Source organism: Nesterenkonia rhizosphaerae, assembly GCF_039544555.1.
Lineage (GTDB): Bacteria > Actinomycetota > Actinomycetes > Actinomycetales > Micrococcaceae > Nesterenkonia > Nesterenkonia rhizosphaerae.
Map to the genome: position 1 here is coordinate 952,010 of NZ_BAABLW010000007.1, position 12,861 is coordinate 964,870.

General features: G+C 59.1%; 10 protein-coding genes and 3 tRNA genes. 11 read left to right on the top strand and 2 right to left on the bottom strand.

The window, feature by feature from the left end; genetic code table 11:
- Positions 1-12 precede the first annotated feature (12 nt).
- The 8 genes from metG (at position 13) to ABEA23_RS10055 (ending at position 6,948) form a co-directional block, all read left to right on the top strand.
- Entirely contained in the window at positions 13-1,623 is a 1,611-nt protein-coding gene (metG, locus tag ABEA23_RS10020) for a methionine--tRNA ligase (protein WP_345477865.1), read from the top strand.
- A gap of 156 nt (positions 1,624-1,779) precedes the next feature.
- Positions 1,780-2,889 (top strand): 3-isopropylmalate dehydrogenase, encoded by a 1,110-nt coding sequence (locus ABEA23_RS10025; RefSeq protein WP_345477866.1) that lies wholly within the window; start codon positions 1,780-1,782, stop codon positions 2,887-2,889.
- Positions 2,890-2,975: 86 nt separating this feature from the next.
- Positions 2,976-4,049 (top strand): branched-chain amino acid aminotransferase, encoded by a 1,074-nt coding sequence (locus tag ABEA23_RS10030; RefSeq protein ID WP_345477867.1) that lies wholly within the window; start codon positions 2,976-2,978, stop codon positions 4,047-4,049.
- A gap of 83 nt (positions 4,050-4,132) precedes the next feature.
- Positions 4,133-4,906 (top strand): fumarylacetoacetate hydrolase family protein, encoded by a 774-nt coding sequence (locus ABEA23_RS10035; RefSeq protein ID WP_345477868.1) that lies wholly within the window; start codon positions 4,133-4,135, stop codon positions 4,904-4,906.
- A 73-nt stretch (positions 4,907-4,979) separates the two neighbouring features.
- A complete protein-coding gene (gltX, locus tag ABEA23_RS10040) occupies positions 4,980-6,515 on the top strand; it encodes a glutamate--tRNA ligase (RefSeq protein ID WP_345477869.1) in 1,536 nt (511 codons plus the stop codon).
- 144 nt (positions 6,516-6,659) lie between these two features.
- Positions 6,660-6,731 (top strand) — tRNA-Gln (locus ABEA23_RS10045).
- Positions 6,732-6,761: 30 nt separating this feature from the next.
- Positions 6,762-6,837 (top strand) — tRNA-Glu (locus tag ABEA23_RS10050).
- A 38-nt stretch (positions 6,838-6,875) separates the two neighbouring features.
- Positions 6,876-6,948: transfer RNA gene (locus tag ABEA23_RS10055), tRNA-Glu, on the top strand.
- Positions 6,949-7,388: 440 nt separating this feature from the next.
- Here ABEA23_RS10055 and ABEA23_RS10060 read toward each other — a convergent pair.
- Positions 7,389-8,363 carry a redoxin family protein gene (locus tag ABEA23_RS10060; protein ID WP_345477870.1) on the bottom strand — a complete coding sequence of 325 codons (975 nt, stop codon included), beginning with the start codon at positions 8,361-8,363 and terminating at the stop codon, positions 7,389-7,391.
- A 172-nt stretch (positions 8,364-8,535) separates the two neighbouring features.
- On the opposite strand from ABEA23_RS10060, the gene ABEA23_RS10065 reads away from it, so the two are divergent.
- Complete coding sequence (locus ABEA23_RS10065) at positions 8,536-9,192, top strand: hypothetical protein (RefSeq protein WP_345477871.1); 657 nt, start codon at positions 8,536-8,538, stop codon at positions 9,190-9,192.
- Positions 9,193-9,768: 576 nt separating this feature from the next.
- Here the strand turns inward: ABEA23_RS10065 and ABEA23_RS10070 are convergent.
- Positions 9,769-10,704: a hypothetical protein gene (locus ABEA23_RS10070; protein WP_345477872.1), complete on the bottom strand. Its 936-nt coding sequence runs from the start codon at positions 10,702-10,704 to the stop codon at positions 9,769-9,771.
- 776 nt (positions 10,705-11,480) lie between these two features.
- Here ABEA23_RS10070 and ABEA23_RS10075 point away from each other — a divergent pair.
- Positions 11,481-11,852 (top strand): hypothetical protein, encoded by a 372-nt coding sequence (locus tag ABEA23_RS10075; protein ID WP_345477873.1) that lies wholly within the window; start codon positions 11,481-11,483, stop codon positions 11,850-11,852.
- A 311-nt stretch (positions 11,853-12,163) separates the two neighbouring features.
- Complete coding sequence (locus tag ABEA23_RS10080) at positions 12,164-12,790, top strand: hypothetical protein (protein ID WP_345477874.1); 627 nt, start codon at positions 12,164-12,166, stop codon at positions 12,788-12,790.
- Positions 12,791-12,861 lie beyond the last annotated feature (71 nt).

Sequence of the window (12,861 nt, forward strand, 5' to 3'; positions counted from 1 at the left end):
TACGACACCGCTATGGCAGACAAGACCCCGTACTACATCACCACCGCGATCTCCTACCCCAACGGAGAGCCGCATATCGGTCACGCCTATGAGTACATCTCAGCTGACGTCATGGCGCGCTTCAAGCGCCTCGACGGCTACGAGACGTTCTTCCTGACCGGAACCGATGAGCACGGGCAGAAGATGCAGCAGAACGCCGAGGCACAGGGGATCACTCCCTATGAGCTGGCCACGCGCAACGCCTCTGCCTTTAAAAGGGTCGACGACGAGGTCCTGGACATCTCCTACGACCGCTTCATCCGCACCACCGACACCGATCACTACGAAGCCTCCAAGGCGCTGTGGCGACGCATGGTGGAAGCCGGGGACATCTACCTGGATAAGTACTCCGGCTGGTACTCGGTGCGCGATGAGTCTTTCTACACCGAGTCTGAGACCGAGATTCGCGAGGACGGGGAACGCTACTCCATTGAGACCGGCACGCCGGTGCACTGGGTGGAGGAGGAGTCCTACTTCTTCCGGCTGTCCAATTACCAGGACAAGCTGCTGGCCTTCTACGAGCAGAACCCCGACTTTGCCGGCCCGCGCAGTCGCTTCAACGAAGTGATCCGCTTCGTCGAAGGCGGTCTTAATGACCTCTCCATCTCCCGCACCACTTTTGATTGGGGAGTGCCGGTGCCGGAGGATCTCACTGCCGGTGAGACTGACCTCAAGCACGTGATGTACGTGTGGGTGGACGCGCTGACCAACTATATGACCGGCGTGGGCTACCCCCAGGTGGAATCTGAGTCTTTCCAGAAGTTCTGGCCCGCGGACCTGCACCTCATCGGCAAGGACATCTCCCGGTTCCACTGCATTTTCTGGCCGGCGTTCCTGATGAGCGCCGGATTGCCGCTGCCCAAGCGCGTCATCATCCACGGCTTCCTGCACAATGCCGGCGAGAAGATGTCCAAGTCGGTGGGCAATGTGGTGGCGCCGGCCGCATGGGTGGACACCTACGGACTCGACGCGGTGCGCTTCTTCATGCTGCGCGAGTTCCCCTACGGCCAGGACGGCTCCTATACGCATGAGGCCGTAGTGGGCCGGAAGAACTCCGATTTGGCCAATAACCTCGGGAACCTGGCACAGCGCAGCCTGTCCATGATCGTGAAGAACTGCGACGGCGCGATCCCGCAGCCTGGCGAGTACACCGCTGAGGACCGTGCCATCCTGGAACAGGCAGAGGCCCTGCTGGAAATCTCACGGGAGGCCTACGAGGTCCAGGATTTCCACCGCGCCCTGGAACGTACCTGGCATGTGTTGGGAGAGACCAACGCCTACTTCGCCGAACAAGAGCCCTGGAAGCTGAAGAAGACCGATGAGGCTCGCATGCGGACCGTGCTGTACGTGACTGCCGAGATCATCCGCAAGGTGGCTCTGCTCATTCAGCCGGTGATGCCCACCTCTGCCACCAAGCTGCTGGATGCCCTCGGTGTTCCAACCTCCGGAGATGCCGGACGGACCAATGCCTCCGGTGAGGGCCCGCGCAGCTTCTCGGCCTTCGACCAGGCGATCGAGCCGGGAAGCCCGTTGGAGAAGCCGCAGCCGATCTTCCCGCGGCATGAGGAGCCCGAGACGGTGTGATCCGCCAGCGTGCCAGCTCTCAGCTAGCGCGCGCAGCCTCTGACGGCGATCACGACGGCGCCCCACGCAGCTCTCGAAGCATCATGAAGGTTCCAGATGCTGAGAACTGCGGGGGCGCCGTCGTCGTACCGGGAAGTGCTCACTACTGTGAGTTCCATGACAGAGCAGAGCGTTTCAGCGGCAGAGCAGGCAGCCCAGCATCTGGAGATCGCGGTGATCCCGGGAGACGGTATCGGTCCCGAGGTGATCACCGAGGCCAGGAAGGTGCTGGACGTCGCTGCGGAGGCTTCAGGAGCCACGGTCGCCTACACCGAATACCCCCTGGGAGTGCAGCACTGGCTTGCCACCGGGGAGACCCTGTCTGAGGAAACCCTGCAGCAGCTGCGTGGGCATGACGCGATCCTCTTCGGCGCCGTCGGTGCGGATCCGCAGGACACCCGGGTGCCCAGCGGTCTCATCGAGCGCGAACTGCTGCTCAAACTGCGCTTCAGCCTCGACCACTGCGTCAACCTGCGCCCGGCCCGCACCTACCCGGGAGTGCAGACCCCGCTGGTCGCTGATGCTCCGATTGACTTCGTGGTGGTGCGCGAAGGCACCGAGGGTCCCTATGTGGGAAACGGCGGCAGTATTCGCAAGGGAACGAGTCAGGAAATCGCCACCGAAGTCTCGCTGAACACCGCTTACGGCGTACAGCGTGTAGTGGAGGACGCCTTTGTGCGCGCTCAGGGCCGGTCCAAGAAGCTGACCCTGGTGCATAAGCACAATGTGCTGGTCCACGCTGGTGACCTGTGGCGCCGTGCAGTGGAAGAGGCAGCACCCTCATACCCGGATGTGACCTGGGACTATATGCATGTTGATGCCGCCACCATCCATATGGTGACTCATCCCGGACGTTTTGACGTGATTGTCACCGACAACCTCTTCGGCGATATCCTCACCGACCTGGCCGGCGCGGTCACCGGAGGGATCGGTCTGGCTGCCTCCGGTTCCATCAACGCCACCGGCGATGCGCCCTCCATGTTCGAACCAGTACATGGATCCGCTCCGGATATTGCCGGTCAGGGCATCGCTGATCCGACGGCGGCAATCCTCTCCGCAGCGCTGATGCTTGACCATCTGGGCCTGAGCACCGCCGCAGAACAGATCGAGCGGGCCGTCCACATCCAGCTCAGCCAGTGGGCTGCCGAGGCCAGCGGATCCTTAAGTACCGCGCAGCGTGGCGATGCCTACGTCCAGCAACTGCGCCGCGTCGTCGCAGGCTCCTAGACGGCGGTAAAGTGGGGGCTGATCACAGCCCTTTGACCTATGTACCAGCACGGGTACACCAGGCACATGCTGAAAGGCAGGCACCCATGAAGTTCGAGGTTACCGAGCACCCGAATCCCACCAGCGGCGAGCGGATCGCAGAGATTCTGCAGAACCCCGGATTCGGCACGAACTTCACCGATCACACCACTGTGGTGGACTGGAGCGCCGACGCCGGATGGCAGGATGCCCGCATTGAGCCCTACGGTCCCATCACCCTGGACCCCGCGGCTTCGGTTCTGCACTATGCCTCGGAGATCTTCGAAGGCATGAAGGCCTACCTGCACGCCGATGGCAGCGTGTACACCTTCCGCCCCTTTGCAAATGCGGCCCGAATGAACGCCTCAGCACGCCGGATGGCGCTGCCAGAGATCGACGAAGAACTGTTCGTGCAGTCCCTCGAGGTGCTGGTGGCCAAAGACAAAGCATGGGTTCCCGCCGGCGACGGCGAGGCCCTGTACCTGCGCCCCTTCATGTTCGGCACCGAGGCATTCTTGGGTGTGCGACCCTCGCAGACAGTGACCTACCGGGTGATTGCCTCGCCTGCCGGTAACTTCTTCGGCGGAGAGCTCAAGCCCGTGAAGATCTGGGTCTCGCGCGACTACGTGCGCGCTGCACCCGGTGGCACCGGCGCAGCGAAGACCGGCGGCAACTACGCCGGCTCCCTTGCCGCGCAGGCCCAGGCCGCTGAGAAGGGCTGCCAGCAGGTGCTGTTCCTGGACCCGCTGCACGAGAACGCCATTGAAGAGCTCGGCGGCATGAATGTCTTCCTGGTCACCAACGACGGACGCCTGCTCACCCCCGAGCTGACCGGCACCATCCTGGAGGGCGTGACCCGCTCCTCCATCATTCAGCTGGCGAAGGATCGCGGACTGACCGTGGAAGAGCGCCGTATTGGTCTTGAAGAATGGGCCAAGGGCGCAGCCGATGGCACCATCACCGAAGCTTTCGCTTGCGGTACCGCTGCGGTGATCACCCCCATCGGCGAGCTGCTGGACGGCGAGCAGACCATCACCATGGCCGGCGATTTCTCCACCACTATGGCGCTGCGCGAGGAACTGTTGGGCATCCAGACCGGCAAGGTGGAGGACCGGCACGGCTGGCTGCACAAGCTGGCCTGATTTTGGGACAGAAGCTCCACCGGTGCGTACTCGGTGAGGCTGGTGCGCTCAACGAGGCCAGTGCGCTCAGTTAGGCTGGTGGCATGCGCATTGCACGATTTGTCACCGACGCCGAACCCGCCTATGGAATCCTCAGTGGAGAGCCGGGGGAGGAAACCCTCACCCAGCTCATCGGAGACCCCTTCTACCAGGGCATTCAGCAGTCCGGACAGACCCATAAGCTCGAGGACGTGCGCCTGGTGGCGCCGATCATTCCCCGTTCCAAGATCGTCGGCGTGGGCCGAAACTACGCAGATCACGCCAAGGAGCTGGGCAATGAGCTGCCCACCTCCCCGCTGCTGTTCCTCATCCCCAACACTGCTGTGGTGGGACCCCAGGAGCCGGTCACGCTGCCTTCCTTCTCTGAAGAGGTCAGCTACGAGGCAGAGCTGGCCGTAGTCATTGGACGCATCTGCAAAGACGTGCCGATTGAGCGCGTGGACGAGGTGATCTTCGGCTACACCGTCAGCAATGACGTCACCGCACGGGACGCTCAGCGCACCGATAACCAGTGGGCCCGCGCCAAGGGCTTCGACGGTTCTTCCCCGCTGGGGCCCTGGATCGAGACTGAACTGGATACCGATGACCTGCGCGTCACCGGCCGACTCAACGGTGAGACCGTCCAGGACGGCACCACCGCAGATATGGTCTTCGGTGTGCGGGAACTGGTCTCCTATATCTCCCAGGCCTTTACCCTGCTGCCGGGAGATGTCATCCTCACCGGCACCCCGGCGGGCGTAGGCCTGCTCTCCGACGGTGACCGTTTTGAAGCCGAGGTTGAGGGCATCGGAACTCTGACCAACTTCTTCAGGCGCTGAGGCGTCGTCGTTATCCGTTTCCGCGCGAATGCGGAAGCCACCCCCATCCACCACCAGGAGTAGACAACCCCCTATGAGCACTCCCGTTGCTCCCCCCAAGGACATCCCCGCCGTCGACGCCGCGACTGAAGTCCGTGTGCGTTTCTGCCCCTCACCCACAGGCACCCCGCATGTGGGACTGATCCGCACTGCACTGTTCAACTGGGCTTATGCCCGGCACACCGGTGGCAAGCTGATCTTCCGCATCGAGGACACTGACGCCAAGCGTGACAGCGAAGAGTCATATCAGCAGCTTCTGGAAGCCCTGAACTGGTTGGGTATCGACTGGGATGAGGGCGTGGAGGCCGGCGGTCCGCATGGGCCCTACCGCCAGTCCCAGCGCGGTGAGATCTATCAGGACGTACTGGCGAAGCTGAAGGACGCCGGATTCATCTACGAGTCCTACTCCACTCCGGAAGAGATCGAGGCACGTCACAGGGCCGCTGGCCGTGACCCCAAGCTCGGCTATGACGGTTATGACCGCGACCTCAGCGCTGAGCAGATCGAGGCCTTCCGTGCCGAAGGCCGCGAGCCGGTGCTGCGTTTCCGGATGCCCGATGAGGACATCACCTTCACCGACCTGGTGCGTGGTGAAATCACCTTCGGCGCTGGTTCCACCCCCGATTTTGTGGTGGCCAGGGCTAACGGTCAGCCGCTCTACACGCTGGTCAACCCCGTCGATGACGCGCTCATGGAGATCACTCATGTGCTGCGCGGCGAGGACCTACTGTCCTCCACCCCGCGGCAGATTGCCCTATACCGGGCGCTCTACGTCATCGGTGTGGCCAAGTACATGCCGGCCTTCGGGCATCTGCCTTACGTGATGGGGGAGGGGAATAAGAAGCTCTCCAAGCGCGACCCGGAGTCCAACCTCTTCCACCACAGGGACCGCGGGTTCATCCGGGAGGGGCTGCTGAACTACCTGGCGCTGCTGGGCTGGTCGCTCTCGGCTGATGAGGACATCTTCACCGTGGAGCAACTGGTGGAGAATTTCGACGTCGCCGATGTGCTGGGCAACCCTGCCCGCTTTGACACTAAGAAGGCTGAAGCCATCAACGGCACGCATATCCGCCGCCTGGAGCGGGAGGATTTCCGCGACCGTATGGTGCCGTATCTGCAGGCCCGGGACCTGGTGGGCGCAGAGCTCACCGAGCGCGAGGCGTTCCTGCTCGACGGCGCAGCTCCCTTGGTTCAGGAGCGGATTGCGCTGCTGGATGAGGGTGCGGACATGATGGCGTTCCTCTTCGTGGCAGATGAGGACCTTCAGATCGAGGAGAAAGCCTTCAGCGGCCTGGGGGACCAGGTGCTGGAGACCCTCGATGCTTCAGTCTCTGCCCTGGAGGCCATTGATAAGGACTCCTGGAGTACCGAGGCCATTGAGGAAGCCCTGCGTGAGGCGCTGATTGAAGGGCTTGAGCTGAAGCCGCGCAAGGCCTTCGGTGCGGTGCGCTCAGCTGTTTCCGGCCGCCGGGTCTCGCCGCCGCTGTTTGAGTCCATGGAGCTGCTGGGCCGTAGTTCGTCACTGGCCCGACTGACCCGCTTCCGCGCCGAGGTCGAGTCCCGGGGCTGATTTCTTGCGGGTTCTGCTCCTGTGAGCAAGCCCATACACGGGCCGGGTCCTACCGATTTTGCGCAAGGGCCCGGCCACAGTGTAAAGTAGATACCCGTGCGAGGCCACCGAATGGAACGGCTGAGCGCGGTAAAAATTGAACAGTGGGCTATGGTGTAATTGGCAACACAGCGGTTTCTGGTACCGTCGTTCTAGGTTCGAGTCCTAGTAGCCCAGCGGATTGGCTTCGGCCAGTCTTTCGCACTGGGCCCCATCGTATAGCGGCCTAGTACGCCGCCCTCTCACGGCGGTAACGCGGGTTCGAATCCCGCTGGGGTCACCAAGTTTTTTCTTGGTGAAGCAGTGCGAACAAATGAATACGGCCCCATCGTATAGCGGCCTAGTACGCCGCCCTCTCACGGCGGTAACGCGGGTTCGAATCCCGCTGGGGTCACAACCGCACCCTCGTCCTCCCAGAATCCCCGAAAACAAGGGGGAAGTAAGGGGACGGGGGTGCTTTCGTTTCCGGTCGATTGGCTGGTTTTGGATCTGGCGGTTCTGGGCGATCCTCTAAATCTACGGTCTGATGGGAACTTTCAGTGATTGGGTTCGAATCTGCAACGTTCGCATCCTGCGACCTCGATGACCTCACCGAGGTCAACTGCCCGAGGTGTTCGAATCCGAAAACCCTCGATTTCGTGGGACAACCAGCCAACCGAGTCGAAGATCGGGCGTCAAAAAGTGGCTGGTTATTTGGGTGGTTTCGCTGGGAGGCTACTCTGCTGACAAAAAACGCCGCGTTCAGGAGAAGCCATCCTGAGTCATTGAGTCGAGCCTCTTCGCGTAGTCTCATGAACCAGACTTCGGGAGGGGAAACTTCATAGCCCCCTTGTATTAACTCTGCTGTGGGGTCGGGTGTTCGCGGAGCCAGTTCAGAACGACTTGAGCATGTTCTCCTGGTGGAAAGACCGGGTAGAAGACATGTTCAACTGTGTTTTGATGGATCAAGAGGGCGAGTCGCCGGTAAGCGGTGATATTTCCAGCAGAGAAGGTTGGCAGTCCCAGAGCCTGTGAGAGTAGCATCCGTTCGTCGGTGAGCAGGGGATGGGGCAACCGGAGAGCCTCTAGGAGTGAGCGTTGGTATTCCAGCGGCTGACTGGATAGTCCAAAGACTCGGCTGATTCCGGCTTGGACGAGTTCGGCGTAGTGATTTCTCATATCGCAGTTGTGAGGACTGCAGCCTCGGGCACCAGGAATGGCGTCCCACCCTTCGGGCATGTCTTGTTCTGGGGCTCCAGTCATCGGGAAGACATAGATAATCACGCGTCCGTGACCTAGATCGTTCAGTGAGATCTCGTCTCCGTCTGTGGATGGAAGCCTCAGCTCGGGCAGGGCCATACCGGGAAGGTGATCTGTTGCCCCATCATCTTCTGGTTCTGGTAGATCTTCTGGTAGAGGAGCCAGGTTTGGGTTCTGCGAATCAACCGTGCTCATCTCCTCCAGCATGCGGCGACTGGCAACAGTGAGGTTCTCCACCAGTGCAGTCCGTTGTGTGGTCAGGGTGCTGATGGTCTTATCGATCCGCTCGATGGCGCGGCGATACTCCCCAAGAGTTGAGGGACAGGAATCGGCGTACTGGCTCCCAGTGTTCAGGCAGTCCACGAAAGGGCTTATGTCCCGCAGGGGGATTCCGATGTCGTTGAGCCGTCTGATCTGCCGGATCACAGAGACCTGGTGCTCGTTGTAGAGCCGGTACCCGTTCTCAGCCCTGGCAGGAATCACCAGGCCGAGCTCTTCGTATCCCAGAAGAGTCTTCCTACTGGTCCCGGTGAGGTCAACTACTTCGCCTTGCTGCAACATTGTCTCCATGTTGGAGAGCGTAAACCTGCCCCCAAGGGGACAGGTCAATGCGCTCGGCGATTACCGCTGTGTCTTCTGTGTCGTGGATATTGGGATGTTAACCGAAGCGGAGAGGGCAGCACCTCGCAGGACATCCCTCTGGGCCGGTCCCCGAGCCGGATTAGTGCGAGAGACTTTGGGTATGCACTTTCTCAGAAACGTCGCCTCGGACGCCAACACGCAAGACGGTGTGACGATACTCGACATCATCGATCTCTCAATTCCTGCTATAGCGGTATTGATCTCTCTGTGGGCTTTGCGGTCGTCGCAGAAGGCAGACAAAGCGCGCCATGAAGCGGAGGGGAAGCTATTGAAGCTGCAAGCCGAGACCCGGGACATGCAGGAGCGAGAACAGGAACGACTTACCGAAAATGCTCAGATTCTGCTGGACGCCTACGTCAGTAAGAACCATTCAATCGTGCTGACGAACAGCTCCGATGATGCTGCCCACGATGTCTCGGTAGTAGTGCGCACAGAGCATGGGCGTGGTCATACACGTCTAGCTGAACCCTTGACTCGCGATAACCCAGCGAAAGTAACGCTGCGTGACTTGTTCAATGCGCACATTGCTTACGAGAGACCGGCGATGAACGCAGAAGAGAGTGCACGCCACATCCAGGTTGATGTTTACTTCAAGTCTCCTATGGGAAATACATTTCACCAGCGGACGAAAGTCCTGATGCACTTTTCTTCGGGGACCTATGGGATTTTCCACACGGACCCAGACGGTGAGAGGTTGCTCCCTCTGCAAGGCCGCCGCTACGAACTCACGGATGGTTCCGCTAACGATCCAACCTGAGCTTGTCGGAGAGAGCCCTAGCGTTCAGGAACGGAGTTCGGTTGCGAGGTGTCAATGAGTCCCCTCATGGCTGCTTTAGGGGCTGCTCTTGTCGTGGCGCTACTCTACTGACAATAAACGCCGCGTTCAGGACCAGCCATTCGGAGTCATCGAGCCGGTGAATCAGCGTCAGCGACTAGGCTGAACGGGTGAAGTCCTTGTGTTCAGGCTGCGTGTGAGCATGTCTGCAGAAGGCAGGCTGCGTTCACCCGTGAGGCACTTCGGTCAGGGAAGAAGACAAGGCAGTACACCGTTTCTGTTCCCTTGTGAGGACGAGTCGTGCGACTGTCGGATGAACACGCTGCCTGCAGATGGATCTCGTTAGACGAGCTGGATACCGCGAACGCGACCCCTGAGACCAAGGAAGTTCTGCGTCAGTGGTTTGTATCTGGAGAGAATTTGGGCTGATCTCCAGGACGACATCGTTTCGCTATGGATGACTCAAAGCTAAGGGAGCGGAGGGTCTCCGGTTGGAGCAAATCAGAGGGAGCAGGTTCGATGTTGGTCAAAACCTGCTCCCTCTCTTCCAGTCTGGGATTATGCTGCCAACCTTTGCTCGATCCTATCCGGATCCACGGGTGCGTACTTTGCTTTCACGAAGTCCTTGAACTGCCTCATGAGATCAATGTCCTCACGGAGAGCCTTTACGGTCATCCGGACCAAGTTCCCGCAGTCACGGGGGTAGTTGCCGGATTCCTTCAAGGATTTCTTCGAAGTCTTGAGAACCCGCCCCTCCAAGGTGATGGTTGCCGTGGTTTCCTGAATGAAGTCAAGAACGGCAACCTGGTAGTACCTCTCACGGCTAACTAGCAAATTGGGGCGTGCCCAGTGGGTAGGGACCAATACAAGCTGGCGTCCATCGAGGGTGGGCAGCTCAATGGTGCGTTCGGTCCAAGCCTCAGCTTCGTGGTCCCAGAGGACTTTAGACTCTTTAGTGAGCGGAGCGTTTGCTGGGATCTGGTGGTATTGCTGGGTCATCTTGTGTGTGAAATCAACCAGGGCGCTGAAGATAAGGCGGGTGGTGATGTCTGATGTGATGTCCTCGGCGATGCCTTCCACAAAGAGCGGCAGGTCTTCGATCTGTTTGAAGATCGCGAAGCTGACCAGCGCATCACCATCTTGAGTCAATGCATCCCAAATCCAGCGAGCCACATCGTCAGATCCACCATGACCTTTCACCCCGCGTCGGGTCATTCCCAAGTGAGTTTCTGAAGGTTCAGTGAAACGCCGGAGAAGATCAAGCCCCTCCTGTTTGGAATTCCGTGAGCGGTGAAGTACATGCTTCGTGACTTGGTCGACGAAAGTGTCCATGCATGCCAAAGCAATAGTTTTGAATGGCTCTGGGTCGGGATGCAGGCGGATAGCTGCAGGGTCTACGAACATTCGCCCATCCGTATGGGCAGGGACGTTCAGGAAAGGGAGTTCACCGTGCAATCCGAACACGTCGGAGATGCGCTGCTGTTTAGTAACCAAAGGTTTGGCTCCTCATACTTGGTGGGAGCTGAAACACGGCGTCCCATGCACCATGGGGTGCACAAGACACGGTAGAGTGAAAGCCGACGGCCAAGTCAGCTAAGCCCTCCGCTCTAAGCCTGTGGAGGGCTTAGTGCTATGTCCAGCTAGTTCCATGGTACCTTGCAGCTTCAGGCAAGAGGGGGGTATATAGCCCTAGATGTTGTGTTTTGCACCAAAATCTCTACTACATGTTGTAGAAGTTGACTGAGGGCAGGTGGCTGCTTCCCTGTCATTCGGGGGTTTTAGTGTTACACGTTCGTGATCTTGCCTAGCTATGGGTTGGCGCATAATCTGCGAAAAAGTTTTTCAGCTCGGCGTGTCGCACCTATTTTGGAGGGGGAACCGGAGATAAGGTTTCCGACCTTTAACATCGAAGTGTGCTTCCCTACCGAACCAGTTGAGTCTCTTTCCCGGATGCCTAGGCGTGGGCATCGATGCCCGTGATCCAAATGCTTTGCCTTGAGTGATGTCCTGAACTGACTGACTAGTGAACGGATCGAAGAAAAACATCGTTCACTAGTATTTCCAACAAACAGTGATCCTGAAGAGTGAGGGGTTCAACCGAAGGCCTGGGTGGCGAGCATTGCTGACATGACGATGAGGGCTGCGCCTGCTTTCGGGGCAGGATCGCCTGTGGTTGGCGTGGATGTCTGCTCCGAAGTTGAGTGGTCGTGCCTGACCTCCGCAGTAGCATCGGTGATGTCCCTATCTACGATACTGCGGAGGAGACCACGATGAGTTTTCAGAGCTTGCCCGACATCCCCGATATCCCGTATCCCACGATCAATCCTCCGAAGGACGTCACGGGACTTTTGAAGTCTCCGTGGGTGCCCGTCTCGTCCTCGAACTGCTGGGTTGCCATGGTGGAGAAGAATCTCCTGTACATCAAGCTCAACATTGAACTTGAAGAGGGAAAGTTCGACTCGCTTGTTCTCCAACTCCCTTCTGATGTCTGCCCCAGCACTACGCAGAAGATCGGCGGGCACACCGTTGGCATGAACGTCACTCTGGAGGTTTCCCCCAGTGGCGATTGCACCCTCTCTCCTGAAATCGCGCACCAGCAGTTGCTGATCGAGGGCTTCATTGTGCGCGGCAGCGCTCAGTGACCTCGCGCATTTAAATAACCGCGTTCCACCGGTATGCCTAGTGTCACGCGAGGGCTGAGCCTCGGGTGCACTAAGTGCGGAGCTGCGTGGTTCGATGGAGTTCTCTGATCGAACCTTGACCGCTATGGCAAAGAAGGAACCTGAGCTGTTCTGGGATTCGTTGGGGTGGATCCGCAGTCTCCAGTATGAGCATGGTGAGCAAGCATTCGCTTTTCATTTTCGCCCTGCAGCCGTTTGGGGAGGCTTAAGAGGTGCTTCCACCTGTCCTCGCCTCGAAGACGTATGTCCGAAGTCAGCGATAGCTTGGGAAGATGAAGCGCAGCTCTTGGAACTTGCTCGTCCACGTGATGTGGCTGATAGCTGGACTTGTCCTCGGCGCTACTGCCGCCCTGCTTTGGGTAAAGGAACTCCACCCTGATTGGGTGCAGGCAACGGGGACCTGGGTTGGCGGGGTTGCCACGGTGCTCACCCTCCTATGGGCAGTGCGGGTGTTCCGTACAGACCAGGCGCATCGGGAAATAGAACGGCAGAGACGTCACGAGGAGTCTTTGAAATCCGCACAAGAACTTGAACGGCAGAAGATCGATGAGGCATCCAGGGTCTGGATCGAAGCCCGAGGCGGAGCAGGCCATGGCACTAGGGAGAACATGAAGATGACTTCGTTGAACCTCTACTTCCATAACACAACTGATCGAGCTGTCTCTGTGGAGGTAGTGGAGTTCGATGAGCCGCTTCAGAGTAGCGCTCGGGTTAAGACGCCGGTTCACCTTCCACCCAATGACACTGTGAGGCTGCGACCGAAAGTGACAGCGGTCCCGATCCTTCAGGAAGAACTGAGCGATAAGCCCCTGAAAAGTTATAGTGCACGCATCATTTACACCATTGATGGGGAGAAATGGGTCCGCAAGGTGGGCGAGGAGCCTCAGCGATGTGAGTAACTGACGTTGTCACTGAGAGTTAGTACCAGTAGAAGAAGCCCGTTTGTTCAATTGAAGTCTCCTGTGGTCAT

What these genes read in the sequence shown, in the direction of transcription:
- metG (WP_345477865.1), top strand. Translation starts at nt 13, where the DNA reads ATGGCAGACAAGACCCCGTACTACATCACCACCGCGATCTCCTACCCC.
- ABEA23_RS10025 (WP_345477866.1), top strand. Translation starts at nt 1,780, where the DNA reads ATGACAGAGCAGAGCGTTTCAGCGGCAGAGCAGGCAGCCCAGCATCTG.
- ABEA23_RS10030 (WP_345477867.1), top strand. Translation starts at nt 2,976, where the DNA reads ATGAAGTTCGAGGTTACCGAGCACCCGAATCCCACCAGCGGCGAGCGG.
- ABEA23_RS10035 (WP_345477868.1), top strand. Translation starts at nt 4,133, where the DNA reads ATGCGCATTGCACGATTTGTCACCGACGCCGAACCCGCCTATGGAATC.
- gltX (WP_345477869.1), top strand. Translation starts at nt 4,980, where the DNA reads ATGAGCACTCCCGTTGCTCCCCCCAAGGACATCCCCGCCGTCGACGCC.
- ABEA23_RS10060 (WP_345477870.1), bottom strand. Translation starts at nt 8,363, where the DNA reads ATGGAGACAATGTTGCAGCAAGGCGAAGTAGTTGACCTCACCGGGACC.
- ABEA23_RS10065 (WP_345477871.1), top strand. Translation starts at nt 8,536, where the DNA reads ATGCACTTTCTCAGAAACGTCGCCTCGGACGCCAACACGCAAGACGGT.
- ABEA23_RS10075 (WP_345477873.1), top strand. Translation starts at nt 11,481, where the DNA reads ATGAGTTTTCAGAGCTTGCCCGACATCCCCGATATCCCGTATCCCACG.
- ABEA23_RS10080 (WP_345477874.1), top strand. Translation starts at nt 12,164, where the DNA reads ATGAAGCGCAGCTCTTGGAACTTGCTCGTCCACGTGATGTGGCTGATA.